This window comes from Kitasatospora sp. NPDC101155 (genome assembly GCF_044768305.1).
Lineage (GTDB): Bacteria > Actinomycetota > Actinomycetes > Streptomycetales > Streptomycetaceae > Kitasatospora.
Map to the genome: position 1 here is coordinate 90,936 of NZ_JBIWPN010000004.1, position 19,772 is coordinate 110,707.

Sequence of the window (19,772 nt, forward strand, 5' to 3'; positions counted from 1 at the left end):
CGCGCCCCCGCGCCGCCACGGCCCGTCCGGTCCTCCACGACCGGGCGGGCCGTCGCCGTTCCCGTAGGCACCCCTAGAGTGCGATCGGACCGATACCCGATTGGTCGAGCACAGCGCCGGACACCGCGAGAAGGGGCCCAGCCCGCATGAGTACCGCACCCGAGCACTACGACCGTCTCCTCGCCGCCCACTACACCTGGATGCTCGGCGGCGACATCCCCGCGCTCGCCGAGGCGCAGGCCGAACTGCTGGCCGGGCTGGGGGTCGCGCCCGAGGCCGGTTCCGGCACCGCCGTGGACCTCGGCGCCGGCCCGGGCACCCAGACCCTGGCGCTGGCCGCGCTCGGCTTCGGGCCCGTCCTCGCGGTCGACACCAGCGCGCCGCTGCTGGCCGAGCTGACCGAGTCGGCGGCGAAGGCCGGGCACGCCGAGGCGGTCCGGACCGTACGGGCCGACCTGCGCGGCGCGCTGCCGCAGCACACCGAGCCGGGCTCGGTGGCGGCGGTGGTCTGCATGGGCGACACCCTCACCCACCTGCCGTCCCGCGCGGACGTGGCCGCACTGCTGCGCGGTGCCGCCGCCGCGCTCGCCCCGGGCGGGCGGCTGGTGCTCACCTTCCGCGACCTCACCCGCCCGCTGGCCGGCACCGAGCGCTTCCTGCCGGTGCGCTCCACCCCGGACCGGATCATGACCTGCTTCCTGGAGTACCCGGACGAGGACACCGCGCTGGTGCACGACCTGATCCACACCCGCGCCGGCGAGGGCTGGACCCAGCAGGTCAGCAGCTACCCGAAGCTGCGGCTGGCGGTCGGCTGGGTGGAGGACCAGGTGCGCGCGGCGGGCCTGGAGGTGCGCCACAGCGAGACCAACGCGCGGGGACTGCACGTGCTGGCGGCGGTGCGGCCGTAGCCCGGTCGTAGCGCTGGGGCGCCTCGCGGAGAACCCCTCGGGGGGACGACCGCAGGGCGCCGCCCACGCCGGAGGGGGCGTGGGCGGCGGGTCGGTGGGGCGAGGTCAGGACGGCAGGCGCAGCACCAGGCCGGGCTCGATGAGGTCCGGGTCCTCGCCCACGACGGAGCGGTTGAGCGCGTAGAGGGCGGGCCAGCCGCCGGGGACGCGCAGCTCGGTGGCGATCTGGTCCAGGGTGTCGCCCTCGCGGACGGTCCACTGGCCGTCGTCGGCGGCATCGGAGGCGGACGTGGACGCGGGGGCCGAGGTGGAGGCCGGCGGCGGCAGCACGGGGGCGCGCCCGTGGTCACGGGTGGCCCCGTGGCCGTGGCCCTGGCCCTGGCCGTGACCGTTGCCGCGGCCGTTGACGGCGCGGGCGCCGCAGACCGGCCACGGGGAGAGGCCGCGACGGTCGGCGAGGTGCTGGGCGACCGCCATCTGTTCCTCGCGGCTGGCGAGGTCGGGGCGCGGGGCGTAGGCGAGGCCGCCGTTCGCCCGCCAGGTGGACTGGTCGAACTGGAGGCCGCCGAAGTAGCCGTTGCCGCTGTTGACGTGCCAGTTGCCGCTGCTCTCGCAGGCCGCCACGCGCTCCCAGTCGTACTTCCCGGCGTCCGGCCTCCCGGCGGGATCGGTCCCGGTCTCCCCGCCTGGGGGTGCAGCGTGGGCCGCGGAGGAGGCGAGGGCCACGGCGAGGGCGCAGAGCGCGGTGGGGACGAGGCGGCGGAGACGAGCGGTGGGAGGCATGGGCGACTCTCAGATCCGGGGACAGGGCGTGCACCGCCCGGAGGCGGCGCCCTCCAACCGACGCATGCCGAGTGGGGCGTACGGTCGGCGACACGTCCGACAGGTCACCCGCTCGGCCCCTCGGGACCACCCCGGCGGCCCCCGGACATCCGGCCGTACCCCTGCCGAAGGTCCGACTCCTAGAGTGGCCGGGATGCCTCTCGACGAAGGGTACGGACGAACGATGACGATCGATCAGGGAACCGTGCGGGCCGAGGTGGGTGTGATCGGCGGTTCGGGGCTGTACGCGCTGCTGGACGACGTGGCGGAGGTGCGGGTCGACACGCCGTACGGTCCGCCCAGTGACGCGCTGTTCGTGGGGGAGGCGGCGGGGCGGCGGGTCGCCTTCCTGCCCCGGCACGGGCGCGGCCACAGGCTGCCGCCGCACCGGATCAACTACCGGGCCAACCTGTGGGCGCTGCGCTCGCTGGGGGTGCGGCAGGTGCTGGGGCCGTGCGCGGTGGGCGGGTTGCGCGCGGAGTACGGGCCGGGCACGCTGCTGGTGCCGGACCAGTTCGTGGACCGGACCTCGGGACGGGTGCAGACCTTCTACGACGGGCAGCCGCTGCCGGACGGCTCGGTGCCCGAGGTGGTGCACGTGTCGATGGCCGACCCGTACTGCCCGGCCGGGCGGCGGGCCGCGCTGGAGGCGGCGTGCGGGGCGGCCTGGGAGCCGGTGGACGGCGGGACGCTGGTGGTCATCGAGGGCCCGCGCTTCTCCACCCGGGCCGAGTCCCGCTGGTTCACCGCCAACGGCTGGTCGGTGGTCGGCATGACCGGCCATCCCGAGGCCGTCCTCGCCCGTGAACTCGGGCTCTGCTACAGCTCCTTGGCGCTGGTCACGGATCTGGACGCCGGGGTGGAGAGCGGCGAGGGCGTCACCCACGCGGAGGTGCTGGAGGCCTTCGCGGCCAACGTCGACCGGCTGCGCACGGTGCTGTTCAAGACGCTGGAGCTGTTGCCCGGCGAGCGGGACTGCGTCTGCTCGCACGCCCTGGACGGGGTCGTCACCGGGCTGCCGGGGGTGGTCGCCGGCTGAGCCGGGACGCCCGCCGCCCGCGCGCTGAGCAGCCGGACGGCGTCGTACGCGAGTACGCAGTCCTCGCCGCGGCAGTGGACGGCCACCTCGGTGTCGTCGGGCGGCTCGTCCGGGCGGTCGGCGAGCTCGTCGACCGGGATGTCGACCGGGATGTCGACCGGGATGGAGAGCGCGCCCCGGATGTGCCCGCGGTTGCTGCATCCGGACGCAGACGGCACTGTCAAACCAGGAGGACCGAGATGCGCTTCGCCGACGAACACCTGATACCGCTGGTCGACGAGGGACTGGGCAACAGCGCCTACCTGGTCGACCTGGGCGACGGCCGTGCTCTGGCCGTGGACGCCAGCCGAGACCTGCGCGCCCTACGGGCTGCCGCCGATCGGCGCGGGCTGACCGTGGCCTTCGCCGCCGACACCCACCTGCACGCCGACTTCCTCTCCGGCGCCGTCCAGCTCGGCCACGACGACGGCGCCACCGTGCTGGCCTCCGCCGCCGGCCACCGAGCCTTCCCGCACACCCCGCTCGCCGACGGCGACGAGGTCGACCTCGGAGGGCTCGCCCTGCGCGCCCTCGCCACCCCCGGGCACACCGACGAGCACCTCTCCTTCCTGCTCCTCGACGGCGTCGGAGCCGGCGCCACCGAACTCGGCGTCTTCACCGGCGGCTCGCTGATCGTCGACTCCGCCGCCCGCCCCGACCTGCTCGGCCCCGAGCGCACCGAGGAACTCGCCCGCGCCCAGTACCGCTCGCTGCGCCGCCTCGCCGCCCTCCCCGGCCACCTCCCGGTCTGGCCCACCCACGGCGCCGGCTCCTTCTGCTCCGCCCCGCCCGGCTCCGCCCGCACCACCACCGTCGGCGCCCAGAAGCAGTCCAACCCGCTGCTCGCCGCGCCCACCGAGGACGCCTTCGTCGCCGAACTGCTCGCGAGCCTCGGCAGCTACCCCGCCTACTTCGCCCGCCTCGGCGAACTCAACCGCACCGGGCCCCGGGTGCTCGGCGGCACGCCGCGGCTCCCGCTGCTCGACGCCGCCCAGCTCGGCCGACTGCTCGCGAGCGGCGGCCAGGTCGTGGACGTCCGCCCGGCCGCCGACTACGCCGCCGGGCACATCCCCGGCGCCCTCTCCATCCCGCTGCGAGGCCAGTTCGCCACCTGGCTCGGCTGGCTGCTGCCCGACACCGCCCCGCTGGCCTTCGTCATCGGCGAGGACCAGGACCTCGACGAGCTGGTCTGGCAGGCCCACAAGATCGGCTACGAGCGCCTGGCCGGCCGACTGGCGGGCGGCATGCGGGCCTGGCGCGAGGCCGAAGGAGCCGTCGCCGCAACCGAGTTCGTCACCCCGGAGGAGGCCGGGCAGCGCCCGTACCTGGACGTCCGGCAGGAGTCCGAGTTCGCCGCCGGGCACGTCCCGGGCGCCACCCACATCGAACTGGGCTCGCTGACCGGCCACGCCGCCGACGCCCCGCAGGGCGCGCTGGTCGCCTGCGGCCGCGGCGAACGCGCGATGACCGCCGCCAGCATCCTGGAACGCGCCGGGCACACCGGCCTGGCCGTCCTGCGCGGCGGGTTCGCCGAGTACGCCGCCGCCCGCGGTGTCCGCCTGGTCGAGGGGACGGCGGCGTGAGCGAGCGCAGCGAGCGAACCATCAAGAGGTGCGTGTGGGCGAATGCCCCTGCCGAGCGCAGCGAGGCGGGCGCATGAGTACTGCTACGACTGCCGCGCCGGCCCGTGCCGAACGCCCGGTCCGGCTCGGCCTGCGGGAGAACCGGCTGCAGTTCACCCTGCTCGGCCGTGCTGCTCGGCCTCGGCACCGCGATGGTCTACCCGGCGCTGATCGCCTCCGTCTCCGACCACGCCCACCCCGGCTGGCGCGCCAACGCCCTGGGCACCTACCGGTTCTGGCGCGACATCGGCTGCGCGGCCGGCGCCCTGGTCGCCGGCGTCCTCGCGGACGCGCTCGGGCTGAACGCGACCATCGTGGCGGCGGCAGCGCTCACGGCGGCCTCCGGACTGCTCGCGGCCCGGCTGATCAAGGACAAGGCCGCGCACTGAGCTTGTGTGGGGGCAGCGTTCAACTTCCGTTCTCCGTACGCACGGTTGAGCTTGGCTCGACCGTGCGTTTCGGCTGGGAACCTCCTGGGCGTTTCTCGGAGCCCAGGAGGCGGCAGTGGCACATCCCCCGGCACATCCCTCGGCACATCCCTCGCGTAGAACGGTCCTTCGGACGGGTACGGCGGTCGGTGCGCTGGCCGCTCTCCCCACGTCCACCCTGCTGTGGACCCAGCCGGCCGTGGCCGGGACCCCGGGCCCGGAGCAGATCCACCTCCAGTGGGGCAACGAGCCCTCCCGCGAGATGACCGTCTCCTGGGCGACGGCCGCATCGGTGAGCCGCCCCAAGGTGCGGATCGGCACCCCGCGGGGCGGCGCGGGTCGTACCGTCGACGCGTCCAGCCGCAGCTACGTCGACGGGCTCAACAAGGTCGAGACCTTCACCCACCACGCCCGCTTGGACGGGCTGCGCCCCGACACCACCTACGTCTACGAGGTGCTGCACGACGGCGCCGAGCCGGTGCGCGGCACCTTCCGCACCGCGCCCGCGCGCGGCCGGGCCGCCTTCCGGTTCACCAGCTTCGGCGACCTCGGCACCGGCGACAACGTGTACAAGAAGTCCTCGATCCACGGCGCCGCCGCCGTCCGGCAGGTCGAGCAGTTCGCTCCGCTGTTCCACCTGCTCAACGGGGACCTCGCGTACGCCAACAACAACGAGCAGCTCCAGCCGCAGTGCTGGAACGCGTTCATGAACAACATGTCCAAGTCGGCTGCGAACCGGCCGTGGATGCCCGCGCCCGGCAACCACGAGGTCGAAGCCGGCGGCGGCGACCTCGGGTACGCCTCCTACCTGACCCGCTTCGAACTGCCCGACAACGGCACCCGCGACTACTGCGGCAACTGGTACAGCTTCCAGGTCGGTTCGGTCCTGTTCGTGAGCCTGGACGGCAACGAGATCGCCGTCGAGGACGACGCCAGCCTCGACCCGGCCACCGGCCAGTCCATCTACATCAGCGAGTACAGCGAGGGAGCCCAACTCCGCTGGCTGGAGCGGGTGCTGTCGCGCGCCCGGGGCGGGCGGTCGGTGGACTGGATCGTGGTCAACCTGCACCAGTTCGCGATGTCCTCCTCCGCCCAGAGCCACGGCGGCGACATGGGGCTGCGCGAGAAGCTGCTGCCGCTGTTCGACCGCTACTCCGTCGACCTCGTCCTGGCCGGCCACGACCACGACTACGAGCGCACCCACCCCGTCCGCGGCACCGAGGCCGGCGGCCTGCTCACCCCGGCCGTGGTCGACGACGACCTGCGCCGGATCGACACCTCCCAGGGCACCGTCCACCTGATCCTGGGCGGCGGCGGCACCGCCGGCCACGACGACGTCTACCTGCCGGTGGATCAGGACGGCATCCGCGAGGCCACCGTCCGTACCCAGCGCCTCACCTTCAAGGCCGACCCGGACGCCAAGGAGAAGGCCCACTGGTCCGCCGTCACCGACCCCGACACCAAGTTCCCGTACGGCGTCGCGGTCTTCGACGTCGACCCGGGGCTGCTGCCGGGCGGCCGGACCACCATCACCGTCTCCTACTACCACTCGGCCCAGGCCACCGCCGCCAACCCCTTCCCGACGCCGGTGCTGTACGACCGTTTCACGCTGTACTGCGACCGCAGCGACGGCTGGGGCGACGACGACCAGGGCGAGGACGAGAACAGCGACTCCCAGGGTCGGGCGGCCGCCGACCGGCGGTAACCGATTCCCGTCGAGGGACCGGCGCATTGCCGGCGGTTCAAGCGGTCGCGATAGGAAATTCCCCGAACGGCCCTTTCGTGCGATCAGCACAACAAGGGTCGTTCGGCTTTTCTATCCCACGGCCCCTCGGGCATTCCGCCTATGCTTCGGAGCGCCAGAATTTCCCGAGACACAGGAGCGGAAATGAGCGACAAGGACAGCGTCCGGCGCCAGTTCGACGAGATCGACACCGATCACGACGGCTACATCGCCACCGGCGAGTTCAAGGCGTTCCTTCAGAAGAACCCCAAGGTCAGCGACGCCAACGCCCGCGCGGCCTTCGACTTCGCCGACGAGAACGGCGACGAGCAGATCAGCTTCGAGGAATTCTCCAAGTTTATCCGATAATTAATCCGAATCGGTCTGAGGTGGTTTGCCGATCGGTCGGTAAACTACCCACCAGGCTGTGGGGCAACCACCGTTTCTCTGGCCGCCCCGCCCCGCCCCGCCCCGCCGCGATCGTGGTCGCGGCGGGGCGGAACGCGCTACCGGGCGAACATGGAACGGATGAGAACAGGCGGGCCCGCGTCATCGGACGCAGGCCCGTTCACCTGATTCTGCCGAGGGAGCCCGGGGCTTCAGCCCCGGGGGGAATCGGCTCCTTGTCTCGGAGTCGCGAAGCGGCGGAGTGAGCTCCGGAGTTCTGGACGGGGCCGTTGTCAGTGGGCCTCGGTAGGTTGATCTCGTGCATCTCCGGTACTCGTATCGCATCTATCCGACGGAGAGTCAGCGCGCTGCGCTGGCCCGGACGTTCGGGTGCGCGAGGGTGGTGCACAACGATGCTCTTGCGGCGCGCAAGGATGCCCGGAAAGGGGGCTTGCCGTACCCGAAGAGCGCCGATCTGCAGAAGCTGGTGATCACGGCGGCGAAGAAGACCGCCGAGCGGGCGTGGCTTTCGTCGGTCGGTGTGGACCCGCTGATCCAGTCTCTTCGGGACCTGGACGCTGCCTACCGGAACTTCTTCGATTCGGTGTCGGGCAAGCGCGCGGGGCGTCCGGTCGGTCTGCCCCGGTTCAAGTCGAAGCGGGACAACCGGCAGTCGCTGCGGTTCACCCGCAACGGGTTCCGCATCCGTTCGAACGGAAAGCTGAATCTGGCGACTCACCGCCCGCCAGCAGGCCAAACTCGCCTGGATCGCCACCAACGACCCGCGCCTGCACCGCGCCTACCTCCTCAAGGAGGGACTGCGCACGATCTACCGGATCGCCAGGACAGAGGGCGTGCCTGCCGGGCGGCGTAGGAGCTGTGCCACCGGTCAGCCGGGCGGGGTCGGCGCGCAGTGGCGCAGCACCACGCCCCTGCGCCACCGCACGCCGCCCGGCAGGTCGAACTGTCTCTGACGGCTCGCCACCCTGATCCGCTCGACGGCCAGCGTCGCCTCGGCCGTGCAGAAGCCCGCCCGCACCGCCACCAGCCTGCCCTCGCGTACGACGGCCACGATCCCGTTGAGCTCGAAGACCACCTCGATGTCCACCGCGAGGGTGCCGACCGGCACCCCGTCGACCGACACCTTCACCGTGGGGTGGTGGACCGACCTGACCCGGTGGTCCAGCAGTGCGACGACCTCCTCGCTGCCCGGGGCCGCGCACGTGTTCCGCGCGGCCGCCGCGAGCCCGGCGTGGGTGCGCCAGCCGCCGGCCACCAGATCGATCATGTCCAGTCCCAGGAAACCGTGGACGACGCGCGTCACCTCCTGCTCGGCGGCCTGGGCGAGGGCCCGGTTCAGGCCGCCCAGGGCGGTGACCGCGTCCTGTCGGCGGAGGGCGTCGGTGAGCGGCTCCACGGTCCCCAGGAACGTCCCCAGGGAGTACGGGTCATCCGTCGCGACCATCGTCATCGCGCACCTCCTCGATGCTCTGCCGGCCCGGGTCCGGATGCGGCTCCAGCCGGACGCTGCGTCCGGGCCCGGCGGGCCCGCCCTGCTCGGTCAGCTCGGCCCGGGCGTCGCCCCACGCGCCCGCCTCGGCCGTCACCGTGCCCGACGTGCCGCCTGTCCGCAGGGTGCGGTGCAGCCCGAACGCCGCCAGGGCCGCCGCCGCGAGAGCGCCGAGGACGATCCAGAGCAGGTGGTCCGGCTTCGGTGGCTGCGGCGGGACCTGTCGGGCGACAAGGACCGGGACGGTCTCGGTCACCGTGTGGGTGTCCGCGCATTCCACGGTGATCCGATGGGAGCCCGTGGGTGCGTTCGACGGGATGGTGGCGGTCGCGTCGAACTTTCCCGACCCGTCGGCCGCGACCGGCTGCGACCTGGGCCCGTTGTCCCAGGAGAACACGACCTGGCGCGGCCCGGTGCCCTCGGGGCAGGCGTTCGTCGGGCCGGAAAGGTGCAGGGCGGCGCCCGGTGTCGCGGTCATCGTCCTGACGGGTGACGGCCCGGGCGGTGTCGGCGTGGGTGTGGTCGGCGCCGGGGCCTGGACGTGGAGGTGTGTGTCGGCCGTGATCCCTGCGACCGACGCGCAGGACGCCCGCAGGTCGTGGTCGCCGTCGGCCGCGTCCGGGGGAACGGTGACCGGGGCGCTGAAGCTCCCGTCGGCGTTGGGCTTGCCGGGGCCGGGAAGCGTGGTGGTGTCCCACATCAGGGCGATGGTGTCGCCCGCGGGGCAGGCGAAGCCGGCCCCGGACACAGTGGTGGTGGACCCCGGTGCCGAGCTGGGCGGATCCGCCGTCAGCGTGGGCGGCGCGACGGTGAACGTGGCGGTGGCCGAGGCCGCGGGAACGCCCGTGCAGGTCACCGTGACCGTGTGCGGGCCGTCCTTGGCGCCGTCGGGCACGGTGAACGTGCCGATGGGCGGCTTGTCGCTCTCGCTCTGGACGGTCGTGAGCTTCACGGCCGGGTCGTCCCAGGTCACCTCGGCGGGGAGCGGAGAGGGAAACTCCCCGTAGACGCCCCGGCAGTCCTCGAACCCGGACGGCATCACCTGAACGGTCCCGAGTCGAGGCCCGTGCGTCGGCTTCAGGGAGACGGTCTGTCCCTGCGCGGTGGTCGCCGTGGGCGAAGGCGTGGGTGAAGGCGAGGGCGACGCCGTGTCCGTCGGCGAGGGGCTCGCGCCCGTGACGAGGACGGCGAGGACGGCAAGAACCGCGACGAGCGTGGCAGGGCCACCCGGTAAAGCCTTCACCAGCGACTCCGTCCTCTGCCCGGCCCCGCCGCCATTCTCACCACCAACCCGTTCGCGTGCACCCCAAGGTCGCGGAGCCCCGGCGCCCCGTCAGGACGGCGGACGGTCTGGTTCAGGCGGCCGAAGGCAGCGCCGTAGCCGCCCGCGCCTCGTCGTAGCGCCGCAGCACCAGCCGGGCGACAGCCGGGTGGGCCGCCAGCGGGGCGCTGGTCCAGGTGGCCGCCGTGGTGGCCGCGCGGCGGGCGAAGAAGCCGGGGGAGAGGAGGTAGCTGGCCAGGGCGACCCGGGGGTGGCCGGTGGCCTGGAGGGCGGCGACCGCCTGGTGGGGGGTGGGGGTGGCGGCCGAGAGGTGGGCCGGGGTGACCGGGCGGTCGAGACGGGCGGCGAGAAGACCCGCCATCCGGGTGGTGTCGGCGAGGGCGGTGGGGTCGGAGGAGCCCGCCCCGGCCAGCACCACCGGCGCGTGTGAAGGGGCTCCGGCCTCGGTGAGGCGGTCGGCGAGGGCCTCGGCGAGCAGGGGGTGGGGGCCGAGGGTCGGGGCGAGGTGGGTGAGTGGGAGGCCGGCAGCGGCAAGTGTCTCGGGCAGGTCGACGCGTACGTGGTAGCCGGCGCCGAGGAGGAGGGGGACCAGGATCGGGCGCCGGCCCGCGAGTTGGGCAAGGGAATCTGAGAGCGAAGGCCGGACGAGGTCCAGGAAGCAGCAGCGGACGGTCAGTTCGGGGCGGAGTGAGCGAACCGTCCGCAGCAGAAGACGCGTTGATGTGGAAGCCAGCGGATCGCGGCTGCCGTGGGCGACGGCGAGCAGCACCGGGGCCATCAACCCGCCGCCAGCCGGTAGCCGCGCTTGGGGACAGTGCGGATCAGCGTGGCGTGCGGCCCCAGCGCCGCCCGCAGCCGTCCGACCGCGGCCTCCACGGCGTGTTCGTCGGCGGTGGCGTCCGGCCAGGCGGCGCGCAGCAGGTCGGCGCGGCTGAGCACCCGGCCGGGCCGCTCGGCGAGCGCCCGCAACACCGCCGCGCCGCGCGGGCTGAGCCAGTGGCTCTCGCCGTCGACCAGGGTGGCGTTCCCTTGGAGGGTCAACACCTTTCCGGCGAGGGCGACTTGACGGCGGGCCCGGCCCGGCAGGGTGTCCGCGAGCAGCCGGACCAGTGCGCCGAGGCGGCCGCGCTCGGGGTGGACGGCGGGCAGGCCGAGGTCGGTGAGGGGGCGGGCGCACAGGGTACCGACGCAGACCGGCAGGACATCCGCGCGTAGCGCGTCCAGCAGCGCGTCGTACAGGCCTTCGGCCTGCGCCGCGGCGAGCAGCGCGGTGATCGCGGGCGCGCTGGTGAAGGTGAGGGCGTGCACCTGGCGGCGGACGGTCCGGTCGAGGAGCCTGCGCACCGCGCCCGGGTCCTCCGGGGGCGCCCAGCGGTAGACCGGAACGGAGATCACCTCGGCGCCGCGTTCGCGCAGCGCCGCCGCGAAGGTGTCCAGGCGGACCCCGTGCTCCTGGACGGCGATCCGGCGCCCGGCCAGCGGGCGGGCGAGCAGCCAGGTGAGCAGTTCGTCGGTGGCCTCGGTGTCGGGGGAGTAGCCCTCGTCCAACCCGCTGGCCCGGACCGCGCCGGTGGCCTTGGGGCCGCGGCTGAGCACCACCGCGCCGCGGCAGGCCTCGGCGAGGGCGGCGCCCCGGCCCCAGCCCTCGGCCGCTCTCATCCAGCCGCGCCAGCCGACCCCGGTGGTGGCCACCACGTAGTCGAGCGGGGCGGCCAGGCAGCGGGCGGTGGCCTCGCGCAGCGCGAGGTCGTCGGCGAGCGGCAGGATGCGCAGCACCGGCGCCTCGACCACCTGCGCGCCGCGCCGGGTGAGCAGGGCGGTGAGTTCCTCGCGGCGGCGCGCGGCGGTGACGCCGACGGTGAAGCCGGTGAGCGGTGACCGAGCAGCCGGCCGCGCGCGGCTGGCGGGTCACCGTGCTCGCCGAGGAACCCCGGCCCGCCTACGACCGGGTCCACCTCAGCTCGCTCTTCGACGGCAGCACCGCCGAGGACCTCGCGCTCTGCCCGGCCGGCTTCCTCGCCGAGCACGGCATCGACCTGCGCCTGGGCGACCCGGCCACCGCGATCGACCGGGCCGGGCGGACCGTCACCACCCGGTCCGGCACCGAAGTCCGCTACGACGTCCTGGTGCTGGCCACCGGCTCGGTGCCGTTCGTGCCGCCCGTACCCGGGACGGACGCCCCCGGCTGCCACGTCTACCGCACCATCGAGGACGTCGACGCCATCCGTGCCGAGGCCGCCGGCGCCGGCACCGGCACCGGCGTGGTGGTCGGCGGCGGACTGCTCGGCCTGGAGGCGGCCGGCGCCCTGCGGGCCGGGGGCCTGGCCACCCACGTCGTGGAGTTCGCGCCCCGGCTGATGGCCGTGCAGGTGGACGACGGCGGCGGCGCCGCGCTGCGCCGCAAGATCGAGGACCTGGGCGTCACCGTCCACACCAGCGCCGGCGCCAGTGGCGTGCTCACCGGCCCGGACGGCCGGGTCCGCGCCCTCGCCCTCTCCGACGGCCGGGAGCTGCCCGCCGACCTGGTGGTCTTCTCCGCCGGGGTGCGCGCCCGCGACCAGCTCGCCCGGGACTGCGGACTGCCGGTCGGCCAGCGCGGCGGCGTCGTGGTCGACGCGCACTGCCGCACCGAGGACCCGGCGATCCTCGCCATCGGCGAATGCGCCCAAGCCGTCGACGGCCGGGTCTACGGGCTGGTCGCCCCCGGCTACCAGATGGCCGAGACGGCCGCCCGGACCATCGCGGAGCGGGAGGGCCAGGGCACTGCTCCCACCGGCGAGGGTCTTGTCGGCGCCGATCTGTCCACCAAGCTCAAGCTGCTCGGCGTCGACGTCGCCAGCTTCGGCGACCCGCACGGCAGCGCCGAGGGCGCGCTCGACGTGCTGTACAGCGACAGCCGCAGCGGCGTCTACCGCAAGCTGGTGATCGGCTCCGACGGCGCGCTGCTCGGCGGCGTCCTGGTCGGCGACACCGAGGGCTACGGCGCCCTGCGCCCGCTCGCCGTGGCCGGCAAGCCGCTCACCGTCGCCCCCGAACAGCTGGTGTTGCCCACCGGGTTCGCCTCCGCCGGACCGGTCGCGCTGCCCGACGAGGCGGTGCTCTGCTCCTGCCACAACGTCACCCAGGGCGCCGTCCGGGCCGCCGTCCGCGAGCAGGGCGCCGACAGCGTCGCCGCCGTCAAGAAGTGCACCCGGGCCGGCACCGGCTGCGGCAGCTGCCTCAAGCAGCTCGGCACCGTCGTCGGTGAGGAGCTGGAGGCCGCCGGGGTCTCCACCGCCAAGGGCCTGTGCGAGCACTTCGCCCACACCCGGGCCGAGTTGTACGAGATCGTCCGGGTGACGGGGTCGGCGAGCTTCTCCGAGCTGCTCGCCGCGCACGGCAGCGGCGAGGGCTGCGAGATCTGCAAGCCGACCGTCGCCTCCATCCTGGCCAGCCTCGGCAACGGCCACATCCTGGACGGCGAACAGGGCGCCCTGCAGGACTCCAACCCCGGGCGGCTGCGGCGCTTCGCCTCCTTCGTCAACGCCCCCGGCACCCCGACCCCGCCGTGACCTTCGTCCCCGAACGCGGCCAGATCCGCCCCGCCCGCCCCGGCGAGGCCGGCCACACCCTCAACGCCCCGGTGCTGGTCGCCGGGGCCCGACTGGAGGTGCTCACCCCGTGACCGTACAGATCCACGACGGCAGCCGCTGGCAGACCGTCTGCTCCCTCGCCGACCTCGAACCCGGCCGCGGCGTCGCGGTGCTGCTGCCCGACGCCGGCCAGGTCGCCCTCTTCCGCGACCGCGCCGGGGAGCTGTACGCCGTCGACAACCTCGACCCGTTCAGCGGCGCCCCGGTCCTCTCCCGCGGCCTGATCGGCAGCCGCGGCGAGCGGCCGACCCTCATCTCCCCGATGTACAAGCAGGTGTACGACCTCACCGACGGGCGCTGCCTGGACGAGGACACCGCCCCCGACGGCGCCCCCGCCGTGCTGCGGCGCTGGCCGGTCCGGGCCTTCGACCGGGAGCCGGTGGCATGACGGCCGTCCTCGAAGCGAGAACGCCCGCCCCGCTGGCCGGCTGGGACCCGGAGGACGAGGAGTTCTGGGCGCGTACCGGCGCGCGGATCGCCCGGCGCAACCTGGTCCTCTCGGTCCTCTCCGAGCACATCGGCTTCTCGGTGTGGAGCCTGTGGTCGGTGCTGGTGCTCTTCCTCGGGCCCGAGTACCACATCGACACTGCCGGGAAGTTCACCCTCACCGCCCTGCCGACCGCGCTCGGCGCGCTGCTGCGGCTGCCGTACACCTTCGCCGTCGCCCGCTTCGGCGGCCGCAACTGGACGGTGATCAGCGCGCTGCTGCTGCTGGTGCCCACCGCGCTGGCGGCCGTGGTGCTGGAGCCGGGCGTCCCGTACGGGACGCTGCTCGCGGTGGCCTGCGTGGCCGGGGTCGGCGGCGGCAACTTCGCCTCCTCGATGGCCAACATCAACGCCTTCTACCCGCACCGGCTCAAGGGCTGGGCGCTCGGCATCAACGCGGGCGGCGGCAACCTCGGCGTCCCGGCCGTCCAACTGCTCGGGCTGCTGGTGCTGTCCACGGCGGGCGCCGCCCACCCCCGGCTGCTGCCGCTGGTCTACCTGCCGCTGATCGTGCTGGCGGCGGCCGGGGCCTGGTGGAGGATGGACAACCTGCCGGTGTCCGCCAGCGGTGAGGGGCGGGCGCTGCGCGAGGTCGCCCGCGACCCGTACGGCTGGGTGGTGTCCACGCTGTACATCGGCACCTTCGGCTCCTTCATCGGCTTCGGCTTCGCCTTCGGGCAGGTGCTGCAGGTGCAGTTCCACGACCGCTTCGACACCCCGGTCAAGGCCGCCGCGCTCACCTTCCTCGGGCCGCTGCTCGGCTCGCTGCTGCGGCCCGTCGGCGGGCGGCTCGCCGACCGGTACGGCGGCGCGCGGGTGACGCCGGCGACCTTCCTCGCCATGGGGGCCGGGACGGCCGTCGTGCTGGCCGCCTCCCGGGCGGGCTCGTTGCCGCTGTTCCTGGCCGGGTTCATCGGGCTGTTCGTGCTCAGCGGGATCGGCAACGGCTCGACGTACAAGATGATCCCGGCGCACTTCCAGTCGATCGCCCGCAGGGCCGTCGCGGGCGGCGCCGATCCGGCCGCCGCCGAGGCCGACTCCCGGCGCCGGGCCGGGGCACTGATCGGGCTCGCCGGGGCGATCGGCGCCTTCGGCGGGGTGCTGGTGAACCTGGCCTTCCGGCAGTCCTTCCAGGCCAGCCACAACGGGGACGCCGCGTACCTGGGGTTCCTGGCGGCGTACGTGCTCTGCTCGGTGCTGACCTGGGCGGTGTGGCTCCGGCGGCGATGAGGGGAGGCCCGCCTCGGCCGCACCGGCGCCGGGTCGTTCGTACGGCGATCGGACGACTCGGCGGGCGGGTGTTCGGGGCGCCGGTTAGCGTCGGCCGCAACACGTCTTCAGCCCCGGAGGTTGCAGTGCAGCGGTGGATCGTCCTGATGGTACTGACCTCGGCCCTCGTCGGCCTCGCGTCTCCGGCCCTGGCCGCCGACCCGGATCCGAGCGATGACCCGGTCATCACGACGGTGACCCTCGGTAAGGCCCAGATCGATCCGAAGATCCCCGGCCGGGTGCGGGTGGACGTCGACTACCTGTGCTCGGTCGCCGACGAAGCCCGCTCGCTCACCGTCTCGGTCGAGCAGAAGGACCCGGAGGACTCCTCCTCCATCGCCTTCGGCTCCAGCCGGACCGCCGAGGCCGACATCCTCTGCGACGGCACGACGCACCAGCGGCAGCTGATCGTCCAGTCCAAGACTGTCAACTGGATCCCGGGCGTCGACGCCGTCGTGATCGCCACCGTCTCCAACATCGGCGCCACCCCGTCGGCCGCCGCGGACTCCCTCCAGGTGAAACTCGCCGTCGGCTGACGCACCCGCCCGTCCGGCCCGCCGCCCTCCTGCTCCCCGGGGCGGCCGCCGGCCCCGCAAGCGGGGCCGCGTTCACTGAGGTGACCCTTCCTCGTCCTCGATTCCACAGGTGAACCGGGCTGCTCCACCCTGGTCGCGTGTTCTACAGTGCTGTAGAACTATGGCCCACAGGTGAACAGTGAACGGGGGGCACGCCATGGACAGGCCGCTTCGACTGCCGCAGCAGGATCGGGCCGACTTCGAGACGGAGCTCGGCAAGGCGCTGGCGGCGCCGCAGGTGCGGGCCGCGCTGCGGGAGAGCGGGGAGGAGGCGCGGGGGGTGGAGCGGTTGCGGCGGACGGCGCGGGAGAACGCCGAGTACGTGCTGGCCGCGGCGGCGCCGGAGTACGAGCGGTACGCGGCGCTGCGGGCGGACGCCGACTCGGTGGCCCGGCTGCCGGTGGACGCGCCGGCGCGGGAGCGGGTGTCCGGATGGTGGGGGGTGCTGGGGGTGATAGTGCCGATCGTCGCCGCCGCGGCCGCCGCGGTGCTCCTGCTGCTCGGCTACTTGTTGGGGCTGGCCGAGGACATGGAGGTGCTGGGGCGGGCACTGGTGACCGCCGGGTGGGTGGCCGCCGCAGTGGCGGCGCTGTGCCTGCTGGTCGGCGGGCTGGGGCTGTTGGGGGCGGCGTCCCGGGCCCAGGGCCCGGTGGCGGCCGAAGAGGCAGAGGGGCTGGGGGAGTTGGCGCGCGCGCGGGATGCCTGGCGGTCGGCGCTGGCGGAGCGCGGGTTGGTGCCGTTCCTGGTCGCGCAGGCGAACGCGGGTCGGCGGGTCTGACACAGGGGTGGGCCGTGGGAATGCCAAGGCGAGGTCGGGGCGGGTAAGGGAAAGTTAAAATCCCTGCCCGCCCGCCGCGTTGGCGGGAAGGCCGGTTCGGGGGCGATCGGGCCAGGCGGGGCGGGCGTGCTGGCGCGCCGGGGTGAGGCCGGGCGGGGCGTCGCCGGCCGGGTGGCGCGATGTCGGGCCGTGTGAGGCCCTTGTGTGCGACCGTCAGTGAAATATCATATAGCGCATTGCACAGCGGCGCCCGGGGGTGAGATCCGGTTCCCCGTCCTCCCGTCGCAACCCCGTTGGCGATCAGTCAGCTCCACATGCGTGCCGCAAACGTGCGTCCCCCTCCCCCACGTCACGAGAGACGGAACCCGACCCGTGTTCAGATTCCGATCCCGCACCTCCGAACGCGCCCGGCGCGTCGGCCACGTCCAACGCGCCCCGCGAACCGCCCTGGTGGCCCTCGCGGCCGCCCTGGCCGGCGCGGCGCTCAGCAGTCCGCTGTCCGCCATGGCCGACTCCCACGCGCCGCAGGCCGCCACCGTCGCGGTCCAGCCGGGTACCCCGAAGACGGCCGCCGCCCCGCAGAAGTCCGGCCCGCGTCGGGCCAGGGCCGCCCGGACCGGCCCGGTCGCCACGGCGAACACCGGCGACAAGAAGACTCCCCAGCTGGTGGACGGCGCCGACCCCGGCACCGGCAAGGACGGCGACGGCAACGTCGCGAACCAGTACGACCTCCAGGTCACCTACAAGGGCGGCCAGGAGTCGACCGGCGTGGTGATCGGCGCGCCCAAGGTCTACCTGGTGCTCTGGGGCTCCCAGTGGGGGACCCCGTCGACCAACTCGACCGGCGACGTCGTGACGACCGGGGACCCGGATCAGGCCGCCCCGTACCAGCAGGACTTCTTCAAGGGCCTCGGCAGCGCCGGTGACGGCTGGAGCGCCGTCCTGACCCAGTACTGCGAGGGCATCGCCGCCGGTTCGGTCCAGTGTCCGGCCGGGGCCGCGCACATCCCGTACCCGCAGGCGGGGAGCGTGCTCGCGGGTGTCTGGGTGGACAACGCCGCCCCCGCGCCGCAGGCCGCGACCGAACCGCAGCTCGGTGCCGAGGCGCTGGCCGCCGCCAAGCACTTCGGCAACCTGACCGAGGCGCAGAACCGCAACGTCCAGTACATCATCGACTCGCCGCAGGGCGCCGACCCGGACAAGTGGAAGGAGCTGGGCTACTGCGCCTGGCACGACTTCCAGCGCTCGCCGTACGGCCAGCTCGCCTACACCAACATGCCGTACCTGACGGATGTGGCCGGCTGCGGCACCAACTGGTTCGGCGAGAACACCCCGAGGGGCCGACTGGACGGCTACGGGATCATCGGCGGCCACGAGTACGCGGAGACGGTGACCGACCCGAACACCCCGGGCGGCTGGACCGACGCCACCGGCCAGGAGGTCGGGGACAAGTGTGCCTGGATCCCGAAGGGCGCCAACGGCGGGCTGTTCTTCGAGAACCTGTCGACGGGCAGCTTCCCGCTGCAGACCCTGTGGTCCAACACCGACCACCTGTGCATGGCCTCGGACCCGGTGGTGACCAGTCCGCCGGTCTCGGTGAGCACGATGTGTGACCGGACCGACAAGGCCGGGCAGCCGCTGTCAGTCCCGGCGGTGGGCGTGTCCAGCAGCGGTTCGGCCCTCACCTACAGCGCCACCGGGCTGCCGCAGGGGCTGACCATCGACGCGAACAGCGGGGTGATCTCCGGCACCGCCGCCGCGACCAACGGCTACCAGCGGATCACCGTGACGGCGACGGACGCGGCGGGCAAGGCGGCGTCCACCGGCTTCTGGGAGAACCTCAGCACCGCCGGCGGGACGGGCTGCGGCTCGATCGAGCAGCTCATCGACGCCGGCTTCGAGAACGGTTCGGCGGACGTCAACCACACCGTGATGACGGACGCCTGGAGCCCGTCGGGGTACAACATCATCACCCCGTCCAGCCTGCACGCGCCGCACTCCGGCTCATGGTACGCCTGGCTCGGCCAGAACACCGGGACGGACGACTCCATCACCACCTACCTGAACACCTACCCGGGCTACGCGCAGGCGAGCTTCTCCTTCTGGCTCGACACCGAGTCGACCAACGCCTCCACCACCGCGCCCGACACCCTGTCGCTGGTGGCGATCAACCAGTACACCGGGCAGCCGATCGGCACGGTGAAGACCTGGAGCAGCCAGAACCCGACCAACGGCTACCAGTACCAGTCGGTGGATCTCTCCTCGGTGATCGCCCAGGTCGGCTGGGGGACCACCATCGGCCTCAAGCTGGTCTCCCACGAGACCGGTGCGACCCCGACCACCGCGTTCCTGATCGACGACGCCTCGGGTCGGGAGAGCTGACCCCGCGCCCGAACGTCGGCCCCGCCACCGCGCGTCGCGGTGGCGGGGCCGACGCCGCTGCGATCACGGCCCGGGGTCACGGCCCGGGCAACGGCCGGGGGTCGGTGTGCGCGCGGGCGGCGTCGGTCAGGAGTTGGGCGGCGTCGAGCGGGATGTCGAGCCGCCGGGCGATCCACGGGGCCGGGCGGCCGGCCCTGGCGAGCATCCAGGCCGAGTACAACTGGCCGAGCTGGGGGGCGTGTTCGGCGAGCAGCAGGGGGCGGACGGCCTCCATCGGGAAGCCTTCGAGCGCCCGGGCGCTGTACTCGCGCCCGTTGGGGCCGAGCGGCGGCAGCGGCAGCGGGCGGCGGGCTTCGAGCCATCGGCTGAACAGCGCCGCCCCGACCGCCAGCAGCCCGGAGCAGGAGGCACCGATCAGGATGCCGCCGATCAGCGGGCGGTCCTCCTCCTCCGCCATGCCGAGGGCGATCTCCTCCAGGACGAGCAGCCCGAGGACGGCGAGCAGGACCGCCGCCTCGCGCGGGCGCGGGAAGAGCCGGGACGTCGTCATGGGGAACCTCTTCCTCGGCAGGGACGCCGGGGGTCGGGGGCGGGCGCGGCGACTCACCCTCCGTACAACGGTGGCGGGCGGCCCGGGGCACGCCTGGACGACCAGGTGGTGGAAGACCGGTCGCTGAGTTGACGCGACGTCAGAAGGTCACCGGATGGGCCGAGTTCTGCCGAACGGCGGCTCGGGGGCTCGGGAGCGGACGTGGGCGTGGTCGCGGGCCGGACTCCTGCGGTCCATGGGTCTCGCCTCCTTCCGGTCGGGTGCGCCGGGGTCGGTGCGGGCGTCGACGGGGCGGGGACTCAAGGTGCGGGCCTCCGCCAGCATAGCCCGGTCATGCCAA

At 73.8% G+C, this 19,772-nt stretch carries 16 protein-coding genes and 4 pseudogenes; 14 read left to right on the forward strand and 6 right to left on the reverse strand.

All coding sequences use genetic code 11. The features are described 5' to 3' along the window. Positions 1–146: 146 nt before the first annotated feature. Complete coding sequence (locus ACIRYZ_RS07110; RefSeq protein ID WP_402940658.1) at positions 147–908, forward strand: class I SAM-dependent methyltransferase; 762 nt, start codon at positions 147–149, stop codon at positions 906–908. A 105-nt stretch (positions 909–1,013) separates the two neighbouring features. Here the strand turns inward: ACIRYZ_RS07110 and ACIRYZ_RS07115 are convergent, their stop codons facing one another. Continuing rightward, positions 1,014–1,691, reverse strand: a complete 678-nt coding sequence (locus ACIRYZ_RS07115; protein ID WP_402940661.1) for a transglycosylase family protein — start codon at positions 1,689–1,691, stop codon at positions 1,014–1,016. Positions 1,692–1,914: 223 nt separating this feature from the next. Between ACIRYZ_RS07115 and ACIRYZ_RS07120 the strand changes: the two genes are divergently transcribed. The 7 genes and pseudogenes from ACIRYZ_RS07120 to ACIRYZ_RS07150 all read left to right on the forward strand — a co-directional run. Then, positions 1,915–2,769 carry an S-methyl-5'-thioadenosine phosphorylase gene (locus tag ACIRYZ_RS07120; RefSeq protein ID WP_402940664.1) on the forward strand — a complete coding sequence of 285 codons (855 nt, stop codon included), beginning with the start codon at positions 1,915–1,917 and terminating at the stop codon, positions 2,767–2,769. 239 nt (positions 2,770–3,008) lie between these two features. Continuing rightward, a complete protein-coding gene (locus ACIRYZ_RS07125; RefSeq protein ID WP_402940667.1) occupies positions 3,009–4,391 on the forward strand; it encodes a rhodanese-like domain-containing protein in 1,383 nt (460 codons plus the stop codon). A 167-nt stretch (positions 4,392–4,558) separates the two neighbouring features. Continuing rightward, complete coding sequence (locus ACIRYZ_RS07130; protein ID WP_402940669.1) at positions 4,559–4,819, forward strand: MFS transporter; 261 nt, start codon at positions 4,559–4,561, stop codon at positions 4,817–4,819. Positions 4,820–5,057: 238 nt separating this feature from the next. Further along, the gene (locus tag ACIRYZ_RS07135) at positions 5,058–6,563 is read left to right on the forward strand and encodes a purple acid phosphatase family protein (RefSeq protein ID WP_402940672.1); all 1,506 of its coding nucleotides are present in this window, start codon (positions 5,058–5,060) and stop codon (positions 6,561–6,563) included. A gap of 141 nt (positions 6,564–6,704) precedes the next feature. Then, positions 6,705–6,950 carry an EF-hand domain-containing protein gene (locus ACIRYZ_RS07140; RefSeq protein ID WP_402940675.1) on the forward strand — a complete coding sequence of 82 codons (246 nt, stop codon included), beginning with the start codon at positions 6,705–6,707 and terminating at the stop codon, positions 6,948–6,950. A 337-nt stretch (positions 6,951–7,287) separates the two neighbouring features. Then, positions 7,288–7,356 (forward strand): annotated as a pseudogene (locus tag ACIRYZ_RS07145) (helix-turn-helix domain-containing protein); the annotation flags it as partial. 346 nt (positions 7,357–7,702) lie between these two features. Next, a pseudogene (locus ACIRYZ_RS07150) lies at positions 7,703–7,840 on the forward strand (ISL3 family transposase); the annotation flags it as partial. Positions 7,841–7,857: 17 nt separating this feature from the next. Here ACIRYZ_RS07150 and ACIRYZ_RS07155 read toward each other — a convergent pair. From ACIRYZ_RS07155 to ACIRYZ_RS07170, 4 genes and pseudogenes are all read right to left on the reverse strand, one after another. Further along, positions 7,858–8,439 (reverse strand): hypothetical protein, encoded by a 582-nt coding sequence (locus tag ACIRYZ_RS07155; protein ID WP_402940678.1) that lies wholly within the window; start codon positions 8,437–8,439, stop codon positions 7,858–7,860. Continuing rightward, entirely contained in the window at positions 8,417–9,517 is a 1,101-nt protein-coding gene (locus ACIRYZ_RS07160; RefSeq protein WP_402940681.1) for a hypothetical protein, read from the reverse strand. Before ACIRYZ_RS07160 ends, ACIRYZ_RS07155 begins: the two co-directional genes overlap by 23 nt. Before the next feature lie 316 nt (positions 9,518–9,833). Continuing rightward, positions 9,834–10,538: a sirohydrochlorin chelatase gene (locus tag ACIRYZ_RS07165; protein ID WP_402940684.1), complete on the reverse strand. Its 705-nt coding sequence runs from the start codon at positions 10,536–10,538 to the stop codon at positions 9,834–9,836. Then, positions 10,538–11,638 (reverse strand): annotated as a pseudogene (locus tag ACIRYZ_RS07170) (uroporphyrinogen-III synthase); the annotation flags it as partial. The pseudogene ACIRYZ_RS07170 and the gene ACIRYZ_RS07165, both read right to left, overlap by 1 nt. Between ACIRYZ_RS07170 and ACIRYZ_RS07175 the strand changes: the two are divergent. The 6 genes and pseudogenes from ACIRYZ_RS07175 to ACIRYZ_RS07200 all read left to right on the forward strand — a co-directional run. Beyond that, positions 11,635–13,299, forward strand: a pseudogene (locus ACIRYZ_RS07175) (FAD-dependent oxidoreductase); the annotation flags it as partial. The pseudogenes ACIRYZ_RS07170 and ACIRYZ_RS07175 sit on opposite strands and share 4 nt — an antisense overlap. 121 nt (positions 13,300–13,420) lie before the next feature. Next, positions 13,421–13,780 (forward strand): nitrite reductase small subunit NirD, encoded by a 360-nt coding sequence (nirD, locus tag ACIRYZ_RS07180; RefSeq protein WP_387619380.1) that lies wholly within the window; start codon positions 13,421–13,423, stop codon positions 13,778–13,780. Next, complete coding sequence (locus tag ACIRYZ_RS07185; protein WP_402940687.1) at positions 13,777–15,108, forward strand: nitrate/nitrite transporter; 1,332 nt, start codon at positions 13,777–13,779, stop codon at positions 15,106–15,108. The genes nirD and ACIRYZ_RS07185 overlap by 4 nt, the downstream gene beginning before the upstream one ends. Positions 15,109–15,254: 146 nt before the next feature. Beyond that, positions 15,255–15,683: a hypothetical protein gene (locus ACIRYZ_RS07190; RefSeq protein ID WP_402940690.1), complete on the forward strand. Its 429-nt coding sequence runs from the start codon at positions 15,255–15,257 to the stop codon at positions 15,681–15,683. A gap of 196 nt (positions 15,684–15,879) precedes the next feature. Next, positions 15,880–16,500, forward strand: a complete 621-nt coding sequence (locus ACIRYZ_RS07195; RefSeq protein ID WP_402940692.1) for a hypothetical protein — start codon at positions 15,880–15,882, stop codon at positions 16,498–16,500. A 372-nt stretch (positions 16,501–16,872) separates the two neighbouring features. Then, positions 16,873–18,882 carry an Ig domain-containing protein gene (locus tag ACIRYZ_RS07200; RefSeq protein ID WP_402940695.1) on the forward strand — a complete coding sequence of 670 codons (2,010 nt, stop codon included), beginning with the start codon at positions 16,873–16,875 and terminating at the stop codon, positions 18,880–18,882. Between the two features lie 76 nt (positions 18,883–18,958). Here the strand turns inward: ACIRYZ_RS07200 and ACIRYZ_RS07205 are convergent, their stop codons facing one another. After that, positions 18,959–19,432 (reverse strand): hypothetical protein, encoded by a 474-nt coding sequence (locus ACIRYZ_RS07205; RefSeq protein WP_402940698.1) that lies wholly within the window; start codon positions 19,430–19,432, stop codon positions 18,959–18,961. Positions 19,433–19,772 lie beyond the last annotated feature (340 nt).

Excerpts from the sequence above, each read along its gene's own strand:
- ACIRYZ_RS07110 (WP_402940658.1), top strand. The coding sequence starts at position 147 with ATGAGTACCGCACCCGAGCACTACGACCGTCTCCTCGCCGCCCACTAC.
- ACIRYZ_RS07115 (WP_402940661.1), bottom strand. The coding sequence starts at position 1,691 with ATGCCTCCCACCGCTCGTCTCCGCCGCCTCGTCCCCACCGCGCTCTGC.
- ACIRYZ_RS07120 (WP_402940664.1), top strand. The coding sequence starts at position 1,915 with ATGACGATCGATCAGGGAACCGTGCGGGCCGAGGTGGGTGTGATCGGC.
- ACIRYZ_RS07125 (WP_402940667.1), top strand. The coding sequence starts at position 3,009 with ATGCGCTTCGCCGACGAACACCTGATACCGCTGGTCGACGAGGGACTG.
- ACIRYZ_RS07140 (WP_402940675.1), top strand. The coding sequence starts at position 6,705 with ATGCTTCGGAGCGCCAGAATTTCCCGAGACACAGGAGCGGAAATGAGC.
- ACIRYZ_RS07155 (WP_402940678.1), bottom strand. The coding sequence starts at position 8,439 with ATGACGATGGTCGCGACGGATGACCCGTACTCCCTGGGGACGTTCCTG.
- ACIRYZ_RS07160 (WP_402940681.1), bottom strand. The coding sequence starts at position 9,517 with ATGCCGTCCGGGTTCGAGGACTGCCGGGGCGTCTACGGGGAGTTTCCC.
- ACIRYZ_RS07165 (WP_402940684.1), bottom strand. The coding sequence starts at position 10,538 with ATGGCCCCGGTGCTGCTCGCCGTCGCCCACGGCAGCCGCGATCCGCTG.
- ACIRYZ_RS07185 (WP_402940687.1), top strand. The coding sequence starts at position 13,777 with ATGACGGCCGTCCTCGAAGCGAGAACGCCCGCCCCGCTGGCCGGCTGG.
- ACIRYZ_RS07190 (WP_402940690.1), top strand. The coding sequence starts at position 15,255 with ATGGTACTGACCTCGGCCCTCGTCGGCCTCGCGTCTCCGGCCCTGGCC.
- ACIRYZ_RS07195 (WP_402940692.1), top strand. The coding sequence starts at position 15,880 with ATGGACAGGCCGCTTCGACTGCCGCAGCAGGATCGGGCCGACTTCGAG.
- ACIRYZ_RS07205 (WP_402940698.1), bottom strand. The coding sequence starts at position 19,432 with ATGACGACGTCCCGGCTCTTCCCGCGCCCGCGCGAGGCGGCGGTCCTG.